Raw genomic sequence first — 25,094 nt, 5'->3', positions numbered from 1 at the left:
GGACGATGGCGGTGGCGGGACCGCCTACGTATTTGGGGAGGCGGAATACGGTTTTCCGCCACCGTGCAACTGGGTGTAATAGGGATCGCCGGGCTCGATCGAGCCGCGCAACACGGGACGGTTGGTGAAGGCCGACTTGTAGATGGCGGTGAGCAACTCGATGGTGCGGCGGGCCTCGATCCCCGAAGTGTGGGGGCACTCGCCTCGTTCCATGTTTTTCACAAAAGCGGTCAGCTGGGCACCGTGCGTGGAACCCACATCGGGCGGGTAGCTTTGCCACGCTTGCAGGAGCGAGTCGTCCTGGGCAGGCGGAGCGAGGGTGACTTTCCAGCTGTCGCGGGTGTAGCCGTAGAGGTGAGTGAGTTCGACGGTGGCGCGTTGGAAATCGAGGCGGAGATTGGTTTCCTGCCGAGGGCTGAGTGCGCTGTTGACGATCGAGCCGAAGGCACCGTTGGAAAAGCGCACCATTGCCATGGAGACATCCTCCACTTCGATGTCGCGATCGAGGGTGCCGGCCATGGCGCGAACTTCCTCCCATTCACCGAAGAGATCGAGAAAGTGATCCATGGCATGGATACCGAGTCCCATGGTCGGACCGCCGAGTTCGGTCTCCCACCGCCCCCGCCACGGCACGGCGTAGTAGGCGGCGTCGCGATACCACAGCGTGTTGCAGACGCCCACCAAAGGACGGCCCAACTGACCGGCATCGATCAAGCGCTTGAGGTGGAGATTGGACGAAGCGAAACGCATTTGGAACACGCAGGCGGTGTAGCAACCGGTGCGTTGTTCGGCTTCGCGAATGCGATCCAGTTCGGCGAGCGAGCCGCAGAGCGGTTTTTCGCACAGCACCCATGCGCCCGCTTCCATGGCTTCGATGCTCATGGCGGCGTGCTGACTGGGGGGAGTGGCGACCAACACGATGTCGGGGCCGACTTCCTGCAGCATTTTGGTGTAGTCCGTGTAAGCGGCGGGCACGTTGGCGCGTTTGCAGAACGCATCGACGCGGTCTTGATCGAGATCGACGGCAGCGACGAGTTCGACTTGGCCTTCGGTGGATTCGACGGCCCGCAGGTGGGCTTCGCAGATGGACCCGGTTCCAACCAGGACGGCGCGGTAAATTTTACTCATGAGGAGGCAGGGAAGTGATCGGAGATTGTCGGGGAGTGAAAACAGAAAGTCCTTTGAGGGATTGGGTCGGGGCAGGGAAGAACCACGATGCGAGGTAGCCGACGATCATGCAGGTGGCGATCGAGGCGGGGTTGAGAAGAATGGGACTGATAAGCGGGGCCAGTAGCACGGCGCACGCCACACTCGCGCCCGTGCCGATCAAAGCCCCCTGCCAGTTCGCTCTTTTGGTAAAGAGACCCAACGCATACGTCCCGGCAAAACCGCCGCCGAGGATGGCCGTGAGTTGCAGCATGGCGTCGAACATCGATTTGATGTCAAAATAGGTGAAGAGCACCGCGACCGCCGTGCTGATGACGCCGGATAGAATTGTCACCGCGTAAGCGAGGCGCAGACTGGTTTTCGAGGAAGCCTTGGGCACCAGACGTTCGTAGAAATCAATGGAGGACAGGGTGGCAACGCTGTTCAGTCCACTGGACAGCGTGGACATCGAGGCCGCAAACAAACCGGCAATAATGAGTCCGGTGATGCCGATGGGCAGTTCTGCGGCGATAAACACCGGGAAGGTCGCGTCGGTATCGATCAAGGGGTTCAGGCGGTCGGGATGCGTTTTGTAAAACGTGAACAAGGCCGTGCCGATCGCGTAGAACAAGAAACTGCCGGGAATGACCACGGCCGCCAATGTGAGCACGGACGAGCGGGCGTCCTTGTCGCTGCGCGTCGCCAGCACGCGCTGCATCATCACCTGTTCCTTGGGCCACGTGGGCACATCGGTGAGGATCACCAGAAACAGCGCCCAAACGGTCGGGGTGGTGAAATTCCACGAGAAGTCGAACAGGTGCGCCTTCTGTTCGGCGTTGGCGATGTTGATCATTTCGCCGATGCCGCCGTCGATGCCATTGATCATGTAGCCCACCGCGAACAAGGCGCCGCCCATCATGACGAAGACTTGGATGACGTCGGTCCAGATCACGGCCTTCATGCCGCCGACCAACGTGTAGAGTGTGGTGACGAAGCCCATCAGCACGATGCAGACCACGACATTGGCGCCGGTCACGCTGGCGATGGCGAGGGCCGGCAGATAAAGCACCACGCTCAAGCGACCCACCAGTTGGAAAAGAATCACGAGCGCACTGCTCATCAGCCGAATCGACGGATGAAACCGCATTTCCAGGTAGTGATAGATGGAAATGAGATTCAGGCGGCGGAGCACCGGGATGATTTTGTAGGCCACGAACAACAGTCCGAAGACGCCGATGCATTGCTGGCCGAGATAAAGCCAGTTGGTGGAAAATGACAGCGCCGGGATGGCGATGAAACTGATCGCGGAGGTGCCGGTGGCGTAGAGACTCAGTCCCGCGGCCCACCACGGCACGTCACGGCCAGCGAGGAAGTAGTCCGTGGTCGAACCGGCCCCGCGTTTTTCCCGATTGTAGCAATACCACCCCACGCCGAGCATCGCGATCAGGTAGCCTGCGATCACGACCCAATCGATCACGGGGAGGGAACTTTTCACCTGCACCACCTCGATCGCGGCGCGCCTGTCCGAGCCCTCGAAGCCAACTACAAAGCCGCGTGGTATCGGGGACAAGCGCGCCGGGACCGCCGGTAGATCGATTGATCCAACTTTGGCCCAAGTGTTTGTGATCGCGTGGTAGGAAAAAAACGTGAGTTGCTGCGGCCCCGAAAGGTTCGCGCCCAGACGAAACGCCTGTCCGGACGGCGAAATTGCATCGCCCATCAAAGGTGCCGGCGGGGCGGCATGGTCGGCGGGCAGCTCTTCGTTGGGCAGGACGAGTTCGTCAATTTCAGCGGCGGTTAAATCCCGCATTTCGAGAGAAACCAATTCGTTGGCGGAGGCGACGCCGGCGCTGAGAATCAGGATCCAGAAAGTGAGGAAAAATCGATGGGAGGCGGAAAGCATACGGAGGGTTCGGGATCGGGGTTGTGCCTGGTGCCGGGGGCCACGGAGCGGGCGGGGCGTCAATGACCGTCTGCAATCAATCGGGAATCACAAGTCATTAATAATCATGAAATTTCATTAGAATGTTAGTTTCTGTTGTTCGGTAATTTATGGAGAATTAGGACCGAAAAAAAGCCGATCTCAGGCGAGATCGGCTTATGAAAACAGGACGAAATTGCAGACGGGTGCTAAACCACGGCGGCCGCGATCTTGGCCCCGGTCAATCGATCGGCCGGAGACAGGGAATGCGGGGTCTTCCCGCCGTGGATCTCAGCGAGTTCGGCGAAGCGTTTTTGGGTGGCGGCGACGAAGACATCCACGGGCTCGTGCACGCCGCAGAGTTTCATGATCACGGGCAGCCACCGGTGGCCGTAGCGCACATGGTTTTGCTCATCGTTGCGATCGAAGGCGAGCAGGGTGTCGGCTTCGAAATCATTGAGCTCGCGCACCCGGTCCATGATGTGGGCCTTGGTCGGGAAACTGCCGGCTTCGAACTCCATCGTCATCATCGCGTAGCGTTCCGCCGGCGGCATGTTTACGAGGATGTTGTAGAGATCGAGGGAGTGTTCGACGGTCATCAGGTCGATGCCGTGTTTGGGCAGCTGGCGGAACCCGAATTGGCTGTGGCGTGACTCGTCCCACAGGTGCCGGGCCATGTCGTGATGCAGATCGAACGGGGCTTCCGGGGTGTCGATGAAAACGGTGGCGAGGTAGTCGACGGCATCGAGTTCCATCATGAGCCACACGTAGATCATGGTGCGAATGATGCGGGCGTCGGTCTTCGGGTCGGTCAACCAGGCGCGCACGATCGGAGTCTCCTCCGGGTCTTCGCTGAAAACACTGGAGCAGAGCGGGTATTTACCGCGGTTGCAGGTGGCCGGGTGCGCGTAAGGCGCGGTTTCCTGACGCCAGGCAAAACCGTCGGGGAGCGAACCCACGAAAGGTTGTCCGGAATCTCCGCCGAGCGTGGCGTAGGCGGATTGGAGGTGGGCGCACCAGTCGTCGATCGCGGGTGTGGTTTCGAGCCACGTTTGGATTTCCTGGGCGTGACGCTCCTCATCGAGGATGAACTCCTCGACCAGGCGACGCGAGGGCCAGTCGGCGAGCAGATGGGTCGCTTCGAGGTAGTGCCGGTAGGCGGCCAGCAACTGTGGTTTCAGCACGCGGTAAAAACCAGCCAGCGCGCACGCCTCGTCGGGTGCGACGGCAGCTTCCAGGTAGACCCGTTTGATCTCGGGCCGCACGGTGTCATTCTGACCGAAACCGGACAACTCGCGGCCGCGTTCGCGAATGAAGCGAGCGTGGCCGGCGCTTTCCCAGACGTGTTGGCAAATCAGGTATTTGAGCTCGGGCTCACCGACCCGCGGCACCAGCGACGTGGCGGTGGTGATGAACGCGCGCTCGAGTTCGAACAGGCGGCGTTGGAGGCGGGTCATCTCCTGCACGGCCACCATGCGACCGGACGAAGTGGGGCGCGGGGCGGAGGTGCCGGAGGAGGAAGAGGAAGAGGCGACCATGACGGAACGGGGCGAACGTGGTAGTGGTTTAGCAGATACGGCCGCGCTTGCCGGCGAGATCGTGACCGGGGGGCTTGGCGCCGACCCAGCGTTCGTCGATCGGCTCGGAGGCGCGTTGGTAGCGGCAATCGCTGGAGATGCGGAGCCGGTCGTCGGTGCGGTTGTCGAGGGACGCGTGCACGAGGAACATGCCGAAGGTGATGAAGTCACCGGCTTCAAATTCCGTGGTGAGCCAGCGGCCGCCGAATTTGTTGCGCACGGAAGGCGGGTTGTGGGACAGCGTGCCGGTGAAGGTCCAGCCGCCGTTCTTGGCGGTCTCGACCTGCTTGGGCTTGTTCTCGCAGAACGCGTCGACGTCGCGGTAGACGTAGTTTTCCAACAGGTCCATGCGGCGGTTGGAACCTTCGAGAACGACGAGGCCCCCGAGTTCGAAGGAGATGTCACCATAGGGCACCCAGCACGTCATGTGGCGGTGGGTGCCGCGGCCCATGTAGGGCAGGTCGCAGTGCGGGTTGGTGCCTTTGCCCGGACCCATGGCGCGCAGCCAGGTGAAGTCGTAGTGGCGCACGTCTTCGCCGTAGAATTGGCGGTAGAAATCGGCGAGGCGATCGCCGTAGAGGAGGTTTTGCACCTCTGCATTGCCCTCGGTCAGCTCGGGGCGAAAACCGTTTTTGTAGTCCGGGGCCGCGATGCCGTCGATGGTCGGATGATCGGGATGCAGGGCGCCGGTGGCGGCGAGGCGGTCGGTGATGGCGGCGCGGGCTTTCAACACGTTGTCGCGGCCGAGGTAACCTTTCATGTAAAGGTAGCCGTCTTCGTCGAAACGGCGGCGCAGTTCCTCGAAATCGGTGGCGGCATCGGAGGAGTCGCGCAGCAGGCCGACCTTGTCGTCGTCCATGTCGAGGGCGTGCCCGTAGGAATACAGTTGGGGGATGGCAGGGGCGAGAGTGCTCATGTCGGTGTGGGTAAAAGGAGGTGTGGTGTTCAGCTAATCAGCGTGGTCCTAAGATACCCTGATTTATCGCGGAGAACATAGTTGAAATGGGATTAGATATGTAGAATTTGGTAAACCATGCCGCCGAAGGACCATTTCCAGAATCAACCCTGGCTGACGCGCCCGATTACCATAGGTGCGAATACGATCAGAGCCGCCGGGTTGGTGAACAATGTGCCGGGGATCGATCGTAAATCGATGCGTGTTATGGGAAAATACAGTCTCATTTACATGCTGCGGTTGGAGCACGGGTTTTACAGCGACGGCCATGGCACCCATAGGGCATTATCGGCGGGTGATGTGCTGTGGTTGCATCCCGAGTTGCCGCACGCCTACGGACCGGACGAGGGCCGGGATTGGACGCAGATCTATGTGGTTTTTGAGGGACCGCAATGGGAGCAATGGAGTCGGGAGGGTATCCTGGATGCATCTCAACCGCTCACTCATGCGGAGCCGCTGGGTATGTGGCAGCGTCGCTTCGAAGACGTGTTTCAATCGGATTCACCGCAGGATCCCGCGTCGGCTTTGCGCATATTTGGTCGATTACTCAATCTCATGACGGCCTTGCTCGCCACGCACGCGGAGTCTCAGCGGTCGACGGCGGATGACTGGCTGAAGGAGAGCCAACTTCTGCTGGGCGTGCGTCCCGGGGCGCCCGTTTTGAGCCCGGCGGAGGTCGCCCGTAAAGTGGGCCAGAGTTACGAAAGTTTCCGTAAACGTTTCGCGGCGGCGGTGGGCGTTTCACCCGGTCAGTTCCAGCAGCGGTGCCGCATAGATTTTGCCTGCGCGGCCATTTATCAGGGCAATCGTTCGTTTAAAGCGTTGGCGGAGGAATTGGGATTTTGTGACGTGTTTCACTTTTCCAAAACCTTTCGGCAGGTCGTGGGGGACACACCATCGGAGTTTCGCCGCAAGGCGCGCGGAGCCTGATCTTTCTCCACGCGCCCTGAGGCGGACCCTGGTTAAAAACCCCTTTATAACCAACCTTTGGGCCAACTCGTTCCGGGCACGGGCCGCCACATGATCTCGCGATCGATTCGCGGGGGATGGTGGCGGTATTGCGCGGTAAGTTTGAGGCGTCGACGCAGCAGGTCGGGCAGGTCTTCGCCGTAAATGAAGGTGTGATTGCCGAGTTCCGAAACGACCATGAATTCGGTGTCGGTGGTCTCGATCAGATCGAGCAACTCCTGCGTATTGACGAGATCGAGGTCGATCGTCGCCTGGAGTTGGTCGAAAAAGGTTTTCCGCTCGGCCTCGTCCTCGGTGTCGAGGTAACCGTAGACATTGGCACACCACGCACAGACGTTGTGCAGGGCCACCGCCCAGTGCAGGTAGCCGCGCACCCGATCGCGCAGATCGCGGAATACGGCGGCGGTCTGGTCGGTGGAATCCGTCCCGATTTTACCCAGCGTGTCATTGAGTGAGCCGATGAGTTTGCGTAGCCGGGGGATCAGCTCGCGCTGCATGTCCGTGCTCATCTTGGCACCTTGCTCCTGGGAAATGAGATCGAACAACACGTCCTTGCCCAGGTCGTTGAGACCGGGATTGTTGTGTTGGAAGCAACCGAAGCGTTCGTAATATTCGCGGTCCTTGGCGGGCACCGCCTCGATGTCGGGCACGAAGGGACGATCCCACGCCCGCTGCCAGCAAAAGCCGATGAAAGTGTAGAGCGGCACGCCGGGTTGCCAGATCAGCGCGTCCTCGAACTCGCGCCAGGCGGCGTCGAGGGTGGGCGCGAAATCTTTCCCGACCAATTGCTCCGCATACTGGAGCAGGATGGTGTCGATCGATTGCTCCGGCATGAACTGCGCCGCCTGAATTGCGACGGGATTGGGCCAGTAGGGCGCGCCGGTCACATGGGGCAACCCACCAAAACAGCTCGCCCGGTTGGTGCCGATCTCGCGCAACGCCGTGATCTTGGCGTGGAGCAACCGCGGGAACGGCATGCCAAGCAACGGCTCGTGATTCATGAGGCCGGAAGCCGAATAATTGAGCACCGGGTCGACGCCCTGGGCTTGGGACTCCGCGAGGGCCGGGCCTTCGCTGGCGTCCATCCAGTGGTGCAGCACCGAACCCGCCACCCCGAGGTTCTCGGGGTATTTGGGATGCGGATACGGCAGGTCGTAGCCGTGCACCAACATGGACGGACCCTCCCAGCCGAGGTGTCCGCCGAGGCGGCTCTTGATCACGTCGTGCTCAACCTTGAAGGGTTCGAGCCGCAGGATCACATCGAAGTCGGGATTCGTCTTCGCGGCGGCGCTGCGAATGTTTTCCATGTAGTCGATGATGCTTTGACCCGCCACTTCGGCGATCTGTTCGGGTTCGCGCCATTCGCGGATCATGTAGGGGCCACCGTTGCGACCGACGTAGAGGGACGCGGTGTGTTCGAAGCCGGCGCCGCTGTCGTTGGACCAGACCGACATGTAGTCGAGTTCGGGCACGGCTTCCATCAGACGCTCCGTCACTTCGCGATAATGGCGCTTGGTGATCGGGTGATCCTGAGCCAGGCAGTAGCGCGGCAGGCGCGAGCGGAACGGGTGGTCGACGCGGGCCCCGCGCAACATCGGATACTTGGTGAAAAATTTCTCCGGGAGGGTGCGGGGCTCAAACATGAGCACGCCGGGTTTCAAACCGTAGCGCCGGGCGAGATTGCCCAGATGTTTCAAGCGGTTGAGGTTGGCCTCGAGGTAGTGGCTCGGCCACAGCCCCCGGGTGAGCTCGCTGTCGACAAAGTGATTGAAGCCCGCGCAGTAGGTGTAGAACTGCGGGTAGTATTCGGCTTCGATGGATTCCTCGTAGGGAAAGTGAGCTTGCAGGGCGTTGACTTCGCAGTGCGTGAAGCCGTTCTCGGCCAAGGCCCGCATGTGCGCCTCGTCATCCAGACCGCGGGCGGAGCGCCAGTATTGAGTGAGGGTGGCATCGTAGTGCGGACGGTGCATCGAAAACGATGCCGGCAACAACAGGCCCTCGTCCAACTTGGCGCGCAGGTCGTCGGTCAGGCCGGTTTCGAGCAGGCGCAGACCGGTGAACAGGAAGGAGCCCTGCGTCGCAATGAGTTCGCCGGAACCGTCGGCGCGAAGACGCAGCCAGATCCATTGCTTGAGGTCGGCCGACCCGGGCGGGGTGATCCAGCCGTGGGTGGCGAGGGCGAGATTAAAACCGCCGCCGGCTTGGTCGTTTTTAACGACGGCGGTGCCGAGCCGCGAGGCCAGCGCTTGCGCTGCTTCGGACTCCGCCAAACCGGCGGCGGTGGAAATGGTGATGGGGTGGGAAGCAGGAGTAGACATCGCGTAAGAAATCGGGGAAACGGGGTTTAGGTCGCGGCAGCATCGAGGTGCTTTTGGAGCCATTGCCGGAACATTTTCTGGTAGGTGTTGGCCAAGGTGTCGCCGGGAGCGACAAGCACGCCCCAACCGCCGCGGGTGGGGTTGACGGGCACTTCGCGGGGTGTCTGCAGTTCACACATCTCGCGGTCCTCATCGAGGACCTTGATGGCGAAATCGATCTGGCCGTCGGGCTCCGGGCCGTCGAACCCGGGGGAGATGGCGAGCGACCAAAACACCGTGCAGGATTCGCGGGTATTGGGCGACGGGATGTGCACGAGCACGCGTTCGTCACCGTCGGTGAAGGTCTGGCGGATGGTGGTGAAGTTGGGCAGATGGCAACGCTGCTGCCGGTGGTGGGCGCTCTGGAGTTTGCCGGGCTGTTCGTGCGGCGTTTCGAGAGCCGGGAACGGGGCGTCCATCTGAAAACCATCATCGTGCGTGGTGATGGTCATGTCGGGAATGCGCGGGTCGGCGCACTTGCCGAGCGTGGTGCCGTGCGCGAACGCGAAGTGCGTCATGTCGAGGTAGTTCTCCACCTCGCGACGGAAACCGGCGGCGAATTTCATCGGCGGTCCGAGCCGATAGCTCCAAGCCGGATTCTCAAACTCGGGCACCTCGGGCAGGGGAGTATCCCCGGCGGGATCGAGTTTTACCCAGACCATGCCGTAGCGGTCCTGAGCCTCGTAACTTTTGAGGTGGGACAGCGCACATTTTTGCGGATTGGGCTCCACCAGAGACGGGATATTTTTGCAGTCACCCGTGGGGCCGAATGTCCAGCCGTGGTAGGGGCACATCAGGCAGCCGTCGACGATGCGGCCGGCGGACAGACGGGCTCCTTTGTGCGGACAGGCCGCGTCGGCGGCGAGTAGCGTGCCATCTTCAAAACGGGCGATAACCAGCTCTTGTTCGAGCAAGGTGTAGCCCATGACGCCCCCGGCGGGAAGATCACGCGTGAGCGCGACGGGCTGCCAGGTTTGGCGGAGCACTTGGAACGGAGAATCTTCGTCAAATATCACGAGAGAATGGCAATCGGTGAGTCGGAAAAGAGAGCGACGGGGATGACGCCCGATTCAGCTCGCGGCGTGGTCCACGCAGGCGCGTTTCACGGCGAGGATGTTTTCGGTGGGGGAGCCGAACGGCACGACGGCGGTGCCGAGGATGAACCCGGGCATGTCTTTGCCGTTCTCGAATTCCTGGCGCGCGACGGCATAGATCTCGTCGGGCGTGCCTTTTTGGATGAGATGCGGCGATACGTTGCGGCGCATGGAGCGCTCATGGTCGATGCACAGTTCCGACCATTCGTCGAAGTCCCCGGTGAAGTCGCACAGGAGATTATTGCAACCGGTCTCGACCAGCAACTCGGCGATCGGGGTGGTGTTGCCCCCGATGATCAACGGGATGTCGCGCACACCCTGGGCGGTGGCCCACTTGGTGAGGTCCTTGGTCACGGGCAGCACGAACTCTTCATACATGGCGGGCGATAGCAGTTCGGGCGATGCCTGCGAATCGAAGATGATCAATTCCGCGCCGGCATCGATGTAGCCCTTGGAAAACGCCTTGATGATGCGACCGCTGTAGTTGAGCACCTCGTGCACCCAGTCCGGTTCGTCGACGCAGGCAAAAAACAACGCTTCGGCCCCGACCAGTGAAATGGCCAGGGAGAAGGGACCTGAGATGGCACCGCGCAGCCAGATGTCGTCGCCGAGCGCCTTGCGCACGTCGCGGGCCGCCTGCAGATTAACCGGCATGCGCCCGTCGGTGAGCGGATTGGGGATCTTGGCATTGCCGAGATCTTCCCCGGGTTTGATGACGTGGTCGCCGGGGCTGATGCCAGGGATCGAAGTATCGTCGCCCTCGTAGAACGTGACTTTGCAACCGCAGGCCTCGGCCTCGAGATTGTAAACATCGACGCCGACCGCGAGGGCGTCGGGCTGCAGCGCTTCATACTCGGCGATCAGGGCCTTGGTGAGCAACTTGGCATCACGGGCAATCGCTGACGGCGTCGAGCCGATGAACCACGCCTTGTGTTCGTAGATGGCGGGGAGGAAGGGGACGGCTCCCGGACTGGGCTGGCAACGCAGCACAGCTTCAATTTGGGAACGGGTAAGCGAAGGACGCAAAGTATCAGCCATAATGATCAGGGGTGGGGAATCGGGAGATAATTTACCATGGAGCGGGCCTACCAATCTTGGCAGGACGGGCTGAATTGATTGGCATATTGGGCAGTTTAGCTTGGGCTACCCCCGTGATTACCTCGCAACCGCTTGAGATCGATGTGCCCGTGCATGGGGCGATTTTTGCCGAAAGCGTGCACGCGGCGGATTTTCATATGACCGATCGCGCGGATGCGTTTCACAAGGTATTGTTCGTGCAACGCGGGGTGGTGGAGCTACGTTTGACCGGCCGCAAACGGCTGGTCTCGTGGCAGGCGGATGCGGGCACGTTGCTGGTCGTGCCGGCGGGCGAGCTGCACAATCTGGTCGATATCGAGCCCTCGGTGCTGCTGCTCCTCGGAGTGGGCACCGCCTTCGTGGCCGACGATGCCGATCTGGCCGCCTTGTGGGCGCGGCTCGTGCGGCGTGAGGTCGGTGCCACGCACTTTCGCGGCGATCAAGCGGGGCCGATCGTGAAGCGATGGCGGCAGGCCATTCTCGAACAGACCTTGCAGCGACTCGGTGGTGGGGTGGCCGTGCGGATTCTGACGTTGGAGATGCTGTTGATGGCTGACCGCTGTTTGCCGAAATCACGCACCAATACCACGGCGGATCGCCTCGAGATGATTCGGGGGGAAATGGAGGAGACGTTTTTCGAGGGCTGGACGATTGATCGGGCGGCCGAGTGGGTGGGACTGTCGCGGCGGCAATTCACGCAACGCTTTCGGGAACTGACCGGGGTGACCTTTGTGGAGTTTCTCAACCGACTGCGTTTGGCCCATGCGGAGCGCCTCATGCGCTCGGGCCAATACAGCGTGATCGGCGCAGCGTTTTCATCGGGATTCGAGGACCTCTCTCATTTCTATCGCCTGTTCCGCGGACGTCACGGCAAGCCCCCCCGGGAATGGTTGCGCGAGGAAGCAACGTGATGCGAACCCACCAAATCGGTCGGCAACCATGTTCCCGATATTCGTTGTCTTTCTCGCCGCACGCCCTGGCGCGATCTGCACAGCCGAGGTGACGATAAAGGGGAAGAGAAAGACTCACGAGATCGCCCCAGACACTACCGAGATCAATATCAAGTGTTCGCCGCGAAAGCCCACAACCATGGTTTTAGGGGTAGGGCGGTTTCGCCGAAACCGCTGCACGCATTGAGGAGGCAACGAGCACCCCAGCACACTGCCATCGCGCACTCGGCGAGCACGCCCTACCTTGGCCGGTTTCATCCTCTTCCGTAGGCCGCGAGCTCGCTCGCGCTTTCCGGTGGGCCCGGCAGTCCCGCAACTCAGCGAAGCGCCTGCAAGCAGGCGGCCTACGGTGATGGATCACCGACGCATTTCTCGTGGGCAACCTACGGCCCATATCTGGGGTAGGAGCGAGCTTGCTCGCGATAGCATCTGCCTCATCGTTTCGCCCTCCGAGGTAGGGCGGTTTCGCCGAAACCGCCGCACCCATTGAGGAGGCAACGAGCACCCCAGCACACTGCCACCGCGCGCTCGGCGAGCACGCCCTACCTTGGCCGGTTTCCCCCTCGTCCGTAGGCCGCGAGCTTGCTCGCGCTTTCCGATGGGCCCGGCAGTCCCGCAACTCAGCGAAGCGCCTGCAAGCAGGCGGCCTACGGTGGTGGATCACCGATGTTTTTCTCGTGGGCAACCTACGGCCCATATCTGGCGTAGGAGCGAGCTTGCTCGCGAAAGCATCTGCCTCATCGTTTCGCCCTCCGAGGTAGGGCGGTTTCGCCGAAACCGCCGCACCCATTGAGGTGGCAACGAGCACCCCAGCACACTGCCACGCCACCACGGCGAGCACGCCCTACCTTGGCCGGTTTCCCCCTCGTCCGTAGGCCGCGAGCTTGCTCGCGCTTTCCGATGGGCCCGGCAGTCCCGCCACTCAGCGAAGCGCCTGCAAGCAGGCGGCCTACGGTGATGGGTGGCCGATGCGTTTCTCGTCGGCAACCTACCGACCATATCTGGCGTAGGAGCGAGCTTGCTCGCGATAGCATCTGCCACATCGTTTCGCCCTCCGAGGTAGGGCGGTTTCGCCGAAACCGCCGCACCCATTGAGGTGGCAATCAGCAACCCAGCACACTGCAACCGCGCGCTCGGCGAGCACGCCTTACCTTGGCCGGTTTCATCCTCGCCCGAAGGCCGCGAGCTCGCTCGGGCTTTCGCCTTCGTGCGCCTACCACCAGTTTTGAGCAAAAGCCGAATTCACGGCGTCTTCGACCGGTGCCAAATAGGGATGCCAGTGGCGTTCCCATTCCAGGCTCACCACGCCGTCAAACTCGCGCGCCAGCAGCGCTTGTAAGGGTGCCATGGGGAACTGACCTTCGCCGGGCAGGCGATAGGAAAACGAGTGCCGGGCGCTGGGGATGTTGACGCTGTCCTTCACGTGGATGTGGGGCACGTGGGACTTGATCACCTGCCAGGTTTTGACGGGGTCCTCTCCACCGACTTTCCAGGTATGGTGGGTGTCCCAGAGAATCTTGATGCCGGGGCAGGCTTCCGTGAGCGCGATGATGGCGGCGGAGTCGAGCACGAGGTCGTGGGTCTCAATCATGATCTCCGCCTGCCAGCCCTTTTCGGCGCGCAGCTTGGTCCACCACTGCCACGTGTCGATGGCTAATGGCAGGTCGTCAGCCCACGCTTTGCCGCCGTCAAACCAGCGCAGCCAGTGCACGCCGAGTGTCTCCGCCCACGGGAGAAACTCGAGGAACTCCGCCCGGGTCTCGTCGGTATTGTCGAACAGCTTGAGCGATGTATCGAGCGAGCAAATACGAGGGGAGGCCGGCACGCCGATCGCGGCCGCCATCGCCTCGGGGGTGCCGTAGGTCTTGGCGAACAAAGCCGGGAGGTCGACGCCGCCCTCGAGGCTGCGCAGTTCGATGGCATCGAGCTGGAGGTGGCGGGCCAGGGCCAGCGCGCTTTCGACTGATTCCTGCGGGCAGCCGAGAGAGGAAATGGAGCGTTGGTAGGAGGGGGCGGAGGCAGAGTCGGTCATGATACGGTTATCCAAGGAGACGTGCACCGGTGAGTCCGTCAAACACGGTGGTCGATCGGGCGGGTATTTCGGTTTCGATGACGGGGCCGCGGGGAAATTGCAGGCGGCGTTTTCCGCCGTCGACGGTGTGCACCACCAGTAACCCATCACCGATGAGGGTGCAATCACCGGGGGCGTTGACGATGTGGCAGCCGGCGAGTGTGCCGAGAGCGTGCAAGGCGACCGGCGCGACGGGCGGGAGTGCGAAGTTCCACCAGGTCGCGTTGTCCGCGTCGCGCCGCACCACGCTGGGACGGCCGTCGGACCATGTGCCCATGATCTGGGCGGGGGTGGCCGCATAGGCGGGCAGGTCGATGGTGTTTTTCAAGCGGAGGGAGGAGTTCACTCCGTCCAAGTTAAAATTGTGCTGCGGCACCGTGGGGCGGTGCAGCACGGTGGCCACCCCACTCAGAGCCTGGGCGACTTCCGGGCCGGCGTGATCGCCATCGCTCCACCCCGCGAATCCCAGCAACGCCACGTGGCGACCGGCAGTGGCGACACGAGTTTCGATCACCTCGCGTTGGGCAGGCGTGATCACCGGAGTCGTGGCGAACAGGATCAATTTATATGGACTGAGGTCGAGTTCGGCCAACTCTTCCAGCAGGGCTTCGTCGAAGGCCAGACCGGACTGATAGAGCCCGTGTAGCAAGTCGTCGACGAGCAACGGCGTGACCGGGTCGGAGGTCGTGGTGGGTAGTTTGCCGAACTCGGCCGAGGGGTGTCGTTGGCTGACCGTGTGGCAGAACGACATCGGGTCGTGCACCAGCAGCACGTCGGCCGGACGCAGAAATGGCAATTCGTGACGAGCGGCGGCGATGGTCTGGATTGCCTCGACTTCGGCCAACAGTTCGGGGGTATCCCACCAGCCGACATTGCCGCCGCGACTGAAATTGGGGGTGCGGCCGATGGGACCGAAATCATACCACCATTGGCCGCCGCCGCGGGTGACGGGTTGCAGCACGTTGCGACGGTGGATGGCGATGTCATCCGCGGGCGTGCTGGTGAAATCCTTTTCCCACGGACACCCGACCTGGCTCGTGGGCGTGTCCATTTCATCGAGCCAGAGTTTGCCGGCGCGTCGCACCACACCGATCAGGCCGCGGGCATTGCCGGTGCCACCGAACCCTTTTGCGGCGGGTTCGTAAGACTGGGGCGAACAGAAACAATCGAGGTGGGGCGATTGCAGCGCTTGCCGCACGGCCAACTGCGCGCCGGCGGCCTGTCGTCCGAAGATACTGTAGAAGTAGCCGAAAAATGCCGCGGTCACGATGGGACGCGGCCACGATTTTTTGACCGTGGCCGCCAGGGCCAGCACGACTTCGGTGAGCGCGGTATGCTGAAACGTGAAGTAGTCGATTACGGGCCGCTGGGTCTGGGGATCGCGCAAAATGCCGACCGTCGCCATCTCCCGACTCGGGGAGTTAGGGACGCTGGCGGTGGCAAACGTGAGACCGGAATGACTCCATGCTTTGGCGAGCGCCGCATCGTCCGCATAGTGCGTGGTGAGCCAGTGGCGAAACGCGGCGGTGGCGGCGGGGCCGGTGTCGGGATCATGGTGGAGAAATCCGAACTGGTGCCATTCGCCATACACGCCGTTGGCGATCTGAATGGAGAACAAGGCGTTGCCCTCGGGTGAAGCCGACAGGAGCGCGCAAAACTCCCGCAGGCGGTCGTGCGCCCACTCCTGCCACGCGGTTGAATAGAAACTGGCCCGCGTGGGTCGCAGGGCATCGTCGGCCAGCGGCCGCACCAAACCGTGGCGGGGGGGGTCGTGTGGTTCGGTATCCGCATAGCCTACACATTCTTGCGGATGGGCCGCGCACCAGGCGGGGGGCGCATTTACGTGCACCCGCAGCATCACCGCCGCACCGGGCACCACGTCGGTTACTCCCGCGATTTGACGCCGGGCCAGGGTGACATCGAGACTACCGTCGGTCGTGAGCATTTGTTCGAACCAGACATCGGCTTGAAACAACCGCGTGCCGTGTCGGCCGAACTCGGCGATGTTGCGGGCGGGCACTTCCTCCCACGTCCAACGGGCGCCGGGGCAATCGGACAACGCATAGATGAGGGGCGCGACGGGCTCGTCGTTAAGTAACAAAGTGGGGCGGTCGGCATTCAGCTCGACCCGCGCGGAGAGCGGCGGCGGCATATTGCGATCAATGGAGGCAGTCGCAGTGCCATGAAAAGATGAAAGCCAATGAAAATTTATCTGCCGGGCGATCCGGGCGGCTCGGCGGTTGACGCGTGATCGTGCGCGCCGCATGACCACGGCGATGGCCGATTCCACCTCCCGCATACCCCTCGTGCATCTCACCGACCTGTATCATCCGGCGCAGGATCCGGACGATCAATTCGATCTCGCCACCGTGCTGGCGCTGCCGGAATACGACCTGCGTGCGGTAATTTTGGATACGACGGAGAGGTTTCGGAAGGCGGCGCCCGCGGGTTGGGATGTAAATCGCGATCCCGGTCTGGTGATCGTGACCCAGGCCAGTTATCTGATCGCGCGGGCGATTCCGGTGGCGGTGGGGCCGGAGGCTCCGCTGACGTCCGTGAATGACGACGCTCGTTCGCGGCCGTCACGGGAGCAGGCGGGCATCGAATTATTGCTCGAAACACTGCGTGCAGCCGATGCGCCCGTGGTGGTTTCGATCGTGGGATCGGCGCGCGTGCTGACAGCGGCGTTCAACCGGGACCCGGCATTGGTGCGGGAAAAAGTGCGCTCGGTGTTACTCAATGCCGGCACCACGGTGACGCGTGCGCTGGAATGGAACGTGCAACTCGATGCGGCGGCATTCATCGGACTGTGGCGATCGGGATTGCCGGTGCATTGGTATCCTTGTGCGACGGACAAGGGAGCCTTTGATCCGAAGCCGGAACGCGGCACGCACTGGTCGGCGAGCCATGAGCAATTGCTCGCGGAATTGTCCCCGTCGTGGCGGGCCTGGTTTGCCTACGGATTGAGCGGATCGGCCCGTGGTGATTTCATCGGAGCGTTGGCCGATCTGGGCCGGGGCTCGGTTTGGGAAAATATTTTGGCGGGGCGACGTTCCCTGTGGTCGACGGTATCGCTGGTCATGGGCGCCGGGCGCGGTCTCGCCAAAACCGCCCACGGTTGGCGCTTCGTGCCGCGGTCCGAAATCACCACCCAACAGCTCTGCACCTGGCCACTCCGGTTGGACCCGATCAGTGCGAAGGTGGGGGACGATGCGCAGGTGGCCTGGTCCTTGGCGACTGCGGGAGAAACGTCTTCGCGACTTTTCGGTCGCACCCCAGGCGCTGACTACGGCGCGGCCATGGCGGAGGCCCTCAACGCTTTGCTACGCACCCTGCCCGAGTAGACGAAGCACGCCAGTGAAAACCCCAGGTAGGAGCGTGCTTGCGCGCGATGGCATAGCAAGGGGATCGGTGGCAGGTGCCATGGAGGCTGCAATCGCGCGCAAGCCCGCTCCTACTTATCGCCTGGATGGTTGCGGCGCGGCCAGGGCAGATGGCTCTCAATTCAATGCGGCAATTTTGCAGGAAAATGAAGCACGCCAGTGAACACCCCCAGGTAGGAGCGTGCTTGCGCGCGATGGCGTAGCAAGGGGCTCGGCAGGCAGGTGCCATGGAGCCTGCAATCGCGCGCAAGCCCGCTCCTACTTATCGCCTGGATGGTTGCGGCGCGGCGAGGGCGGATGGCTTTCAATACCGCTGCGGGGGACGGTGCATCGGAGAATGAAAATTAGTGAAAGATTCGTGGGCCGACTTGTTCGAGTTGACCGATTGAAAAGGGGCTGGTCAGGGTGCGGAACCCTTACCCATGAAAGCCCATGCCGTTGTGTTTACCGCTCCGGGGAAAGTTGAGTTCCGCGCCGTCGAGTGCCCGGAGCCCGGCCCCGAAGATGTTGTTATCGAACTGACCCACTCGTGGATCAGTAACGGGACCGAAGGCTCGTTTTTGCGGGGCGAGCGTCTGGCGGGTGACACCGCGCGCCGGACCGGCGACCCGTCACCGTTTCCCATCATTGCGGGCTATCAGAAGGTCGGTATGGTTACCGCCGTCGGCGCGGCGGTGCGCGATCACCACGTAGGCGATCGCGTATTTGCGGTGATGAGTCAGGTCGAGGGCATGTTCGATCGCCATGCGGGCCACGTGTCGCCGTCGGTTTGCCATCAAAGTTTTGTGCACCGGCTGCCCGACGGCGGCGCCAGCGAGGACTATTCAGGCATGGTGTTGACTCAGGTCGGCTACAACTGCGGCACACGTCCGCGCATCGAACCTGGTGAATTGGCGGTCGTGGTCGGCGATGGCTTGGTGGGCCAATGGACGGGGCAAACCCTGAAGCAGCGTGGCGCACGCGTCATCATGACCGGACGTCACGAGGATCGTTTGGCGAAGTTCACCGAAGGAGGTTGGGGCCAGGCCATCAAAGTCACCGGTGACGGCGCCGCCGAGATTGCCGCACTCGGCCTGGGCGAAGTCGCGGTCATGGTCGACACGGTCGGTGACGCCCGACTCTTCGACGCCTACCTGCCGCTCATGCAGCACGGGGGCACAATGGTCTCGGCGGGCTTTTACGGCACCGCCGACGCCATTGAAATTCAACGCTTCCGTTATCGGGAAATCGCCTTCGATCTGGTGGCAGGCATCACCGCTCCCCGAGTGGATGCCACGATCCAGTGGGTCGCGGAGGGCAAGCTGGATACCGCCGGTTTGATCACTCACCGTTTTCCGGTCGAGGCAGCCGCCGAAGCATGGGCGTTGATTGAATCCAAACGTGAGCCCGTGCTGGGAGTGATTTTGGAATGGAAGGCCCGCACATGAGTAACGAAATTCCTGATACGATGCGGCAACTGCGCATCATTGCTCCTGGCGAGACTACCTGGGAGGTCGCTCCGACGCCGCGTCCGGCGGCGGGAGAAGTATTGGTCAAGGTGACCGGGATCAGCAGTTGTCCGCACTGGGACCTGCACATTCTGGGGGGGGAGCCCATGTTTCCGGGGCAGCAACTGGACTACCCGTATTTTCCCGGCAAACCCGGGCATGAAGCGGTCGGAATCGTGGTCGCACGGGGCGACGGAGTGACGGACCTATCGGTCGGTCAGACGGTCGTGGCGTGGCGTGATGCCGGCACCAATCGTCCGGGGTTTTACGCGCAGTTTAATGCGTTTCCCGCCGAGTATCTGCTGCCCGTGCCGACGGAGCTACCGGCGGCGCAACTCGCTTCGCTGGAGCTGGCGATGTGCGTTGAGGTGAGCTTTCAACGCCTTGCGATGCTGGGTGGGGTCAAGGGCAAGCGCGTAGGCATCGCCGGCCTCGGACCGGCGGGATTGGTGGCTTTGCAACTGGCGCGCTATCACGGGGCGGCCGAAGTGGTGGGTATCGATCGCGTGGCTTCACGTCGTGAACTGGCATTGAACGTCGGCGCCTCGGAAACCGTTGATTCCGACGAGGGCTTATGGGCCGCCAACCGCGGGAACGATCAGGCGCTCGATATGGCGATTGATTGCACGGGAGTCCCGCCCGCGGTGAAGTTTTTGCTCCACCGCACCAAGGAGGCCGTGGCGTTGTTTGGAGTCGTGCGAGGTGAGATCCCATACGACGGCGCGCTGATGTGGGGACCCGGGGTGACATTGCTCGGTTACGGTGATCACAACCGTCTGGCGGCTGAAACCGCCCTGAGCGCGATAGCAGCAGCCCAACTCGATCTCGGGGTTTTGATTTCCGCGACGCTCCCGCTGTCCGACTACGTGTCGGGTGTTGAAATGCTCCGCACTCAACAAGCGATCAAAGTCCTCTTCGACCCCTGGGCTTGAGAGGACGACGGGATGGGAACGTAGGAACGAGCTTGCGCGCGATGAACGCGCCCGGTGCGACGCGATTGGCAATGTGATCGCGCGCAAGCCCGTTCCCACGGCTGAACTTCGAATCCCGCGGTGTGCTGGTTTTGCGCAAGGGTTCGGCAAGAGGCTTCAGGCGATCGCTACTCCATGCGCATGGCGGCCATGGGATTGATCCTCGTGGCGCGGCGGCTGGAGAGGTAGCAGGACAGGAGTGCCACGGCGGCGAGCAACGTCGGCACGATGGCGAAGGTGGGCGGGTCGTGCGGGGTGATGCCGTAGAGGGTGCCGCTGAGAAGATTTGCCAACAGCGTGGCGGCGATGAAGCCGGCCCCCAGTCCGAGCACGACCAAGTGCAGGCCTTTGCGCACCACGTCGCCGACGACTTCCGAGGCGGGAGCTCCAAGCGCCATGCGCAGTCCGATTTCGTGTTGCCGCATGCTTACGGCGAAGGTCATGACGCCGTAGATGCCCACACAAGCGAGCCCCACCGCGATGATGCCGGCGAACAACAGTAGTCGCGAAAAGAAATACTGCTGCCAGATCGTGCGCAGGATGACCTGGTCGAGCGTGAGCACCGTGTAGATGGGCATGCCGCTGTGCACGCCGAGCACTTCGTTGCCAATGGTGGCGGCGAGCGCGGAGGGATCGCCGGTGGTGCGCACTGCGACTGACATGAAATTCACCGGAGATTGCAGGATGGAGAAGTAAAGCGTGGGACGACGGCCGTCGTCGCTGTGCACATGGCGAATGGCACCCACCACGCCCACAATGATGGCGGTGTCACCCATGTCCGTTCCCTTCCAGTTTTCCGTCGCATCGATTCTCTGTCCGAGCAGTGCTTCCGGGCTCATTCCCACGTCCTCGGCGAAGGCCGTGTCCACGATCGCGACGCGCTGGTTGCTGTCGCGATCGGCCGCCTCGAAATCCCGGCCGGCGATCACCGGGATGCGCAAGGTGTCGAAGTAGCCTCGGGAAACGCCGCGATACGCCACCCGGGGCAGGGTGATCCGCGGAACGTATAAGCCCGCGTTCTCCTCCAGCAGGATGGCCTCCGCGGCACCGTTGTGACTGCCGGGAAGTTGGGTGATGGCCGCCGCGTGGGTGATGCCGTCCAGTTTTTCCAATTGGCGGGGCAACGTGCTGAAAAAGTCAGCTTCTTCTTCGGGCGTCTCGCTGTAACCCTGTGGAAAACCAGCGCGAAAAGTCAGCACCTGCGACGAATCATAACCGGGCTCGATGGCGCGCAGTTTGAGAAAGCTGCGCGTCATCAAACCGGCGCCGACCAACAACACGAGGGCCAGGGCCAGTTCCATGATCACAATGGCGTTGCGCAGCCGCTGTCCGAACGGGCCCTGGTCGAGTCCGGTGCGGGAGCTCTCCTTTAGTCCGGCGCTTAAATCCGGCCGGGAGTCGCGCAACGCGGGCGCGAGGCCGAAGATGAAACTGGCGAGAAAGCCGCAGACCACGGTGAAACTGAGCACTCGCCAGTCCGGATCGAGCTGCAGCCAGAACGGCGGTTCGATGTTGAGCGACGTCACCACCAAATCGATACCCCACAGCCCGACCACCGCACCCATGGCCGCACCGAGAAGCCCGAGCACGAGGTTCTCCACCGCCAGTTGCCGGAAGACCTGCCAACGGCTGGCGCCGAGGGCGATGCGCACCGCGATCTCGGGGCCGCGGTCACTGCCGCGCGCCAGCTGCAGGTTCGCAATGTTGGCACACGAAATCAGGAAGATACAGGTGCCGGCAATGAACAGCATTAGGATGAAATAGATGGAGTCCCGCTGAATGTCCTGCCGCCAGGACATGACGGAGATGCCGATGCCGGTGTTGGTGTCGGGGTGCTCCCGCGCGAGCTCGTCGGCGATGCGATCGAGTTCGGCTTGGGCGGCTTCGACGGTGACTCCCGTCCGGAGTCGACCGTGGGCGGCGAAATAAAACGCTCCGCGCCGCAGCATTTCGCGCGGCAGGGACGCCGAATCCACCAGACCCAGCGGCAGCCAAACGTCGGAAAATTCCGGATACCGCCATCGGACTGGCATGACGCCGATGATGCGCGTGTCGATGCCGTTGATTTTGATGACCGAGTCGAGGGCCAGCGGGTCGCGTTCAAAACGTTTCGTCCAGGCATCATCCGAGATCAACGCCACCGGCTCGGCGTCGGGCAATGCGTCCGCGGCGGTGAATTTGCGGCCGAGCTGGGGCTGCACGCCCATCTCGGCAAAGGCCAGCGGCGAAAGCCGCGTGCCGAGGAAGCGCATCGGGCCGGCGTCGCCCGCCAGAATCACGGTGAGGTCGGTGTGCAACCAGACGCCGTCGAGGCTCTCCGAGCGGGCGGCCACGGCGAAGCCGTCGAGGGCGTTCATGCCCATGCGGTAGCCTTTGCCTTCGCCGTCCGCGGATTTTTTGAATTGGGACAGCGTGACGATGGCGTCGCCGTGGGAGGCGGCCGGCAACGGTCGGAACATCATGGTGTTGACGGCCGAAAAACACGTCACCACCGAACCGATCCCGATGCCGAGCGTGCCGATTGCCAGTGCGGTGTAGAGCGGTTGGTGGAGCAGTTTGCGGAAAGCGAATTTGAGCAGACTCATGGGACGGAAATGGCGGGGTTTCTAGTCGGATCGCAGGGCCTCCGCGGGCGCGATCCGGGTGGCGCGTCGCGCGGGGAGCCAGATGGCGAACAGAGCGGTGAGCAATACGAGGGCCGTGACCGCCAGGTAGGTCGGCAGGTGCAACGGTGACGTCGCATAAAGCATCGTTTCCAGGAGGCGAGTGACCAATACGGAAAATACGAGACCGAGCACGGCCCCGCCCAACGTGAGTCGCAGGCCTTCTTGCAACACTTGCTGCAAGATGCGGCGGGGTTCGGCACCGATGGCCATGCGCACCCCAAACTCCCGGGTGCGTCGGTGAATGGAAAACGTCATGGTCGCATACAGTCCGATGGTTGCCAGACCGAGGGTCAGGGCGGCGAAAACGATAATCAACCACGAGTAGAGGCGCGACTCGGTGAGACTCGATGCGACCAGCTCCGACACCGGCTCGGCATTGGCCACCGCCTGATCTGGGTTCAACTTCCAAATGGCCCGTTTGACGTCGTCAATCAGCGCCGCCGGAGCGATATCAGCGCGCACCAGCAGGGTCGCGAATTCGGTCGGGCGCTGCGGCAGATGCGAGTATACCTGCAACGGTTGTCCGACGCCCAAACCGTCGCGCGGCACATCGGCGACCACGCCGATGATTTCCACGCCGTCCGTGTTCGGGGTGCTCGTGAATCGCAGTCGTTGCCCCAGCGGATTACCGTCGCCGAAGAAGGCCCGGGCCGTGGCTGCACTGACGACCGCGACGCGGGGTTGGTCAGGTCCGTCCGTGGGGGCAAACCAACGTCCTTGCTGCAGGGGTAAGCGCGTGGTTTTGAGAAAATCCGTGCCGACGGAGTCGTAGTAGGCGCTGGGAAGGCGGGCGGCATCCATGGGCTGACCGACGATGGCAAACGATGCGGGAATGCCCCACAAAAACGGCATGGTCTGGGTGAAAGCGGCGTCTGCCACGCCGGGCACGGCCTGCACGGCAGCCACGACTTGATCGAAATAGCGTCGCCGAGTGTCCTGGTCGGGGAAGTCACGGGAGGACAGGGACAGTCCGACCCGCAGCAGCGGTGCCGTTTGTAGTCCGGGATTGATGGCTTGTTTGGCCAGCAGACTGCGACCGACCAAACCGGCCGACGTGAGCAGGCCCAAGGCCAGCACGATTTGGCCCACCACGAGCGCCGCGCGCAGTCGGGCGACCGGCGGTGCGTCCGACATGCGTCCACTGGATTGCAGGGCCGACTGCACCTTGGCGCTGCTGGCGCTCCAAGCCGGGTAAGCGCCGGCGGCGAGTCCAGTCAACGCGGCGGAGACGAGCGCGAACGCCAATACCGGAACATTGAGCTCGATCGCATCGGCCCGCGGCAGCCATCCAGAAGGCACCGTGGCGAGCAGCAGGTCCAATCCCCACCAACCGGCGAAGATGCCGGCGACGCCGCCCATGACGGCGAGGAGGCACGACTCGACCAGACCGGTCCGTAGCAACGGCCAGCGTTCCGCGCCCAGTGCCATGCGCACGGCCTGCTCATGGCGCCGCGCCGAAGCCCGGATCAACAACAGACCGGAGTAGTTGGCGCAGGTGACGAGCAGCACCAGCGCCGCCGCGCCCATCAAAAGCATGACGCCTTCACGGTAACTGCCGAGCAGCAGGGGTTTCAACGGAGACAGGGTCGGCACCCAATCCGCGTGCATGGCCGGATTGTCCGCGGTGATCGGCGCTTGGTGCGTGGTCAGCCATGCGTTGATCTGCGCCGGAGAAACGTCCGGACGCAGGCGCGCCATGCCGGTCCAAAACCGGGCCGAGTCGACCGTGTTCACCCCGCCGGTCGCGACGGTGGGCAGCCACAGCCGGGCATTGTTGAACGGGTCGGTCCAACCCGGTGGCATCACGCCGATGATCGCGACCGCCTCGCCGTCGATTTGGAGGGTTGCCTGATCCAGCCGCGCGGGCGCGCCGAGTTCACGCAGCCACAAATCATGACTGATCACGGCCCGCGGTGAAGCCCCCGGGGCGGCGTCCTCGGGCAGGAACGTGCGGCCGCGCCAAGCTGCAGTGCCCAGCACTTCGAAATACGTATCGGTGGCCTGAATACTGGTCAAACGCACCGGTTCGTCGATGCCGCTGAGACTGGAGTAGTTGTAGCGCCAGGAGGCGATTGCTTCCCAGGGCGCATCCGGCGCGGCTTCGAGGCGACGATATTGTGCGGGGGTAAGGCCGGAGCTTCGGGTCGGATCGTCGGACGCGCGCACGGCCAGTTGGGCGAGCCGCTCTCCGCCCGGGTAGGGCAACGGCGTGAGGAGCAGGCCGTGGGCGACGGAGAATACGGCGGTGTTCACGCCGGTGCCCAACGCGAGCATGAGCACCGCGAGCAACGTCAGCGCAGGCGCGCGCCACAGCTGGCGAAAGGCGTGACGGATGTCGTTGAGCAACGGAGCGGGGAGTCAGGTGGTGGTCGGAAGGCGGACAGCAAAGACGGCCGGTCGTGGGACCGGCCGCCGAGTTTTCAACGCTACTACGTTAACATGACTGTTAATATCCGCCCGGTTCCTAAGC

General features: G+C 62.7%; 16 protein-coding genes. 5 read left to right on the top strand and 11 right to left on the bottom strand.

Going from position 1 to position 25,094, the window contains the following annotated elements:
• Positions 1–24 precede the first annotated feature (24 nt).
• The 4 genes from PXH66_RS08895 to PXH66_RS08880 all read right to left on the bottom strand — a co-directional run bounded on the left by PXH66_RS08895 (position 25) and on the right by PXH66_RS08880 (position 5,560).
• Positions 25–1,128 (bottom strand): Gfo/Idh/MocA family protein, encoded by a 1,104-nt coding sequence (locus PXH66_RS08895; RefSeq protein WP_330929681.1) that lies wholly within the window; start codon positions 1,126–1,128, stop codon positions 25–27.
• Positions 1,121–3,049, bottom strand: coding sequence for a sodium:solute symporter family protein (locus PXH66_RS08890; protein WP_330929680.1), 1,929 nt, complete (start codon positions 3,047–3,049; stop codon positions 1,121–1,123). Before PXH66_RS08890 ends, PXH66_RS08895 begins: the two co-directional genes overlap by 8 nt.
• A 227-nt stretch (positions 3,050–3,276) precedes the next feature.
• On the bottom strand, positions 3,277–4,605 hold the full coding sequence (locus PXH66_RS08885; protein WP_330929679.1) for a DUF455 family protein: 1,329 nt from the start codon (positions 4,603–4,605) through the stop codon (positions 3,277–3,279).
• Between the two features lie 28 nt (positions 4,606–4,633).
• The gene (locus tag PXH66_RS08880) at positions 4,634–5,560 is read right to left on the bottom strand and encodes a phytanoyl-CoA dioxygenase family protein (RefSeq protein ID WP_330929678.1); all 927 of its coding nucleotides are present in this window, start codon (positions 5,558–5,560) and stop codon (positions 4,634–4,636) included.
• 117 nt (positions 5,561–5,677) lie between these two features.
• Here PXH66_RS08880 and PXH66_RS08875 point away from each other — a divergent pair, with 117 nt between their 5' ends.
• Positions 5,678–6,529, top strand: coding sequence for a helix-turn-helix domain-containing protein (locus PXH66_RS08875; RefSeq protein ID WP_330929677.1), 852 nt, complete (start codon positions 5,678–5,680; stop codon positions 6,527–6,529).
• A 44-nt stretch (positions 6,530–6,573) separates the two neighbouring features.
• On the opposite strand, the gene PXH66_RS08870 is transcribed toward PXH66_RS08875, so the two are convergent.
• The 3 genes from PXH66_RS08870 to PXH66_RS08860 are packed head-to-tail and all read right to left on the bottom strand — an operon-like array spanning position 6,574 to position 11,057.
• Positions 6,574–8,886 carry a hypothetical protein gene (locus PXH66_RS08870; RefSeq protein ID WP_330929676.1) on the bottom strand — a complete coding sequence of 771 codons (2,313 nt, stop codon included), beginning with the start codon at positions 8,884–8,886 and terminating at the stop codon, positions 6,574–6,576.
• A gap of 26 nt (positions 8,887–8,912) precedes the next feature.
• On the bottom strand, positions 8,913–9,941 hold the full coding sequence (locus tag PXH66_RS08865) for an aromatic ring-hydroxylating oxygenase subunit alpha (protein WP_330929675.1): 1,029 nt from the start codon (positions 9,939–9,941) through the stop codon (positions 8,913–8,915).
• Positions 9,942–9,995: 54 nt separating this feature from the next.
• Positions 9,996–11,057, bottom strand: a complete 1,062-nt coding sequence (locus PXH66_RS08860) for a uroporphyrinogen decarboxylase family protein (protein ID WP_330929674.1) — start codon at positions 11,055–11,057, stop codon at positions 9,996–9,998.
• Between the two features lie 113 nt (positions 11,058–11,170).
• On the opposite strand from PXH66_RS08860, the gene PXH66_RS08855 reads away from it, so the two are divergent.
• On the top strand, positions 11,171–12,007 hold the full coding sequence (locus PXH66_RS08855) for an AraC family transcriptional regulator (RefSeq protein ID WP_330929673.1): 837 nt from the start codon (positions 11,171–11,173) through the stop codon (positions 12,005–12,007).
• Positions 12,008–13,259: 1,252 nt separating this feature from the next.
• Here PXH66_RS08855 and PXH66_RS08850 read toward each other — a convergent pair.
• Together PXH66_RS08850 and PXH66_RS08845 are read right to left on the bottom strand one after the other, a co-directional pair.
• Positions 13,260–14,078 (bottom strand): sugar phosphate isomerase/epimerase family protein, encoded by an 819-nt coding sequence (locus PXH66_RS08850; protein ID WP_330929672.1) that lies wholly within the window; start codon positions 14,076–14,078, stop codon positions 13,260–13,262.
• A gap of 7 nt (positions 14,079–14,085) precedes the next feature.
• On the bottom strand, positions 14,086–16,269 hold the full coding sequence (locus tag PXH66_RS08845; protein ID WP_330929671.1) for a hypothetical protein: 2,184 nt from the start codon (positions 16,267–16,269) through the stop codon (positions 14,086–14,088).
• 112 nt (positions 16,270–16,381) lie between these two features.
• Between PXH66_RS08845 and PXH66_RS08840 the strand changes: the two genes are divergently transcribed.
• The 3 genes from PXH66_RS08840 to PXH66_RS08830 all read left to right on the top strand — a co-directional run bounded on the left by PXH66_RS08840 (position 16,382) and on the right by PXH66_RS08830 (position 19,919).
• On the top strand, positions 16,382–17,461 hold the full coding sequence (locus PXH66_RS08840) for a hypothetical protein (RefSeq protein WP_330932325.1): 1,080 nt from the start codon (positions 16,382–16,384) through the stop codon (positions 17,459–17,461).
• A 461-nt stretch (positions 17,462–17,922) separates the two neighbouring features.
• On the top strand, positions 17,923–18,927 hold the full coding sequence (locus PXH66_RS08835; protein WP_330929669.1) for a zinc-binding dehydrogenase: 1,005 nt from the start codon (positions 17,923–17,925) through the stop codon (positions 18,925–18,927).
• A complete protein-coding gene (locus PXH66_RS08830) occupies positions 18,924–19,919 on the top strand; it encodes a zinc-dependent alcohol dehydrogenase (RefSeq protein ID WP_330932324.1) in 996 nt (331 codons plus the stop codon). Before PXH66_RS08835 ends, PXH66_RS08830 begins: the two co-directional genes overlap by 4 nt.
• 167 nt (positions 19,920–20,086) lie before the next feature.
• Here PXH66_RS08830 and PXH66_RS08825 read toward each other — a convergent pair whose 3' ends face one another.
• Positions 20,087–22,543: an ABC transporter permease gene (locus PXH66_RS08825; RefSeq protein WP_330927584.1), complete on the bottom strand. Its 2,457-nt coding sequence runs from the start codon at positions 22,541–22,543 to the stop codon at positions 20,087–20,089.
• A 21-nt stretch (positions 22,544–22,564) separates the two neighbouring features.
• The gene (locus tag PXH66_RS08820) at positions 22,565–24,970 is read right to left on the bottom strand and encodes an ABC transporter permease (protein ID WP_330927583.1); all 2,406 of its coding nucleotides are present in this window, start codon (positions 24,968–24,970) and stop codon (positions 22,565–22,567) included.
• Between the last annotated feature and the right edge of the window lie 124 nt (positions 24,971–25,094).

Origin of the sequence: Synoicihabitans lomoniglobus (assembly GCF_029023725.1) — a bacterium.
Classification (GTDB): Bacteria; Verrucomicrobiota; Verrucomicrobiia; order Opitutales; family Opitutaceae; genus Actomonas; species Actomonas lomonigloba.
This window is presented reverse-complemented; position numbering and strand designations above follow the sequence as displayed.

Coding starts and splice junctions, on each gene's coding strand:
- PXH66_RS08890 (WP_330929680.1), bottom strand. CDS start 3,049: ATGCTTTCCGCCTCCCATCGATTTTTCCTCACTTTCTGGATCCTGATT.
- PXH66_RS08885 (WP_330929679.1), bottom strand. CDS start 4,605: ATGGTCGCCTCTTCCTCTTCCTCCTCCGGCACCTCCGCCCCGCGCCCC.
- PXH66_RS08860 (WP_330929674.1), bottom strand. CDS start 11,057: ATGGCTGATACTTTGCGTCCTTCGCTTACCCGTTCCCAAATTGAAGCT.
- PXH66_RS08875 (WP_330929677.1), top strand. CDS start 5,678: ATGCCGCCGAAGGACCATTTCCAGAATCAACCCTGGCTGACGCGCCCG.
- PXH66_RS08840 (WP_330932325.1), top strand. CDS start 16,382: ATGACCACGGCGATGGCCGATTCCACCTCCCGCATACCCCTCGTGCAT.
- PXH66_RS08880 (WP_330929678.1), bottom strand. CDS start 5,560: ATGAGCACTCTCGCCCCTGCCATCCCCCAACTGTATTCCTACGGGCAC.
- PXH66_RS08825 (WP_330927584.1), bottom strand. CDS start 22,543: ATGAGTCTGCTCAAATTCGCTTTCCGCAAACTGCTCCACCAACCGCTC.
- PXH66_RS08835 (WP_330929669.1), top strand. CDS start 17,923: ATGAAAGCCCATGCCGTTGTGTTTACCGCTCCGGGGAAAGTTGAGTTC.
- PXH66_RS08870 (WP_330929676.1), bottom strand. CDS start 8,886: ATGTCTACTCCTGCTTCCCACCCCATCACCATTTCCACCGCCGCCGGT.
- PXH66_RS08850 (WP_330929672.1), bottom strand. CDS start 14,078: ATGACCGACTCTGCCTCCGCCCCCTCCTACCAACGCTCCATTTCCTCT.
- PXH66_RS08830 (WP_330932324.1), top strand. CDS start 18,924: ATGAGTAACGAAATTCCTGATACGATGCGGCAACTGCGCATCATTGCT.
- PXH66_RS08895 (WP_330929681.1), bottom strand. CDS start 1,128: ATGAGTAAAATTTACCGCGCCGTCCTGGTTGGAACCGGGTCCATCTGC.
- PXH66_RS08845 (WP_330929671.1), bottom strand. CDS start 16,269: ATGCCGCCGCCGCTCTCCGCGCGGGTCGAGCTGAATGCCGACCGCCCC.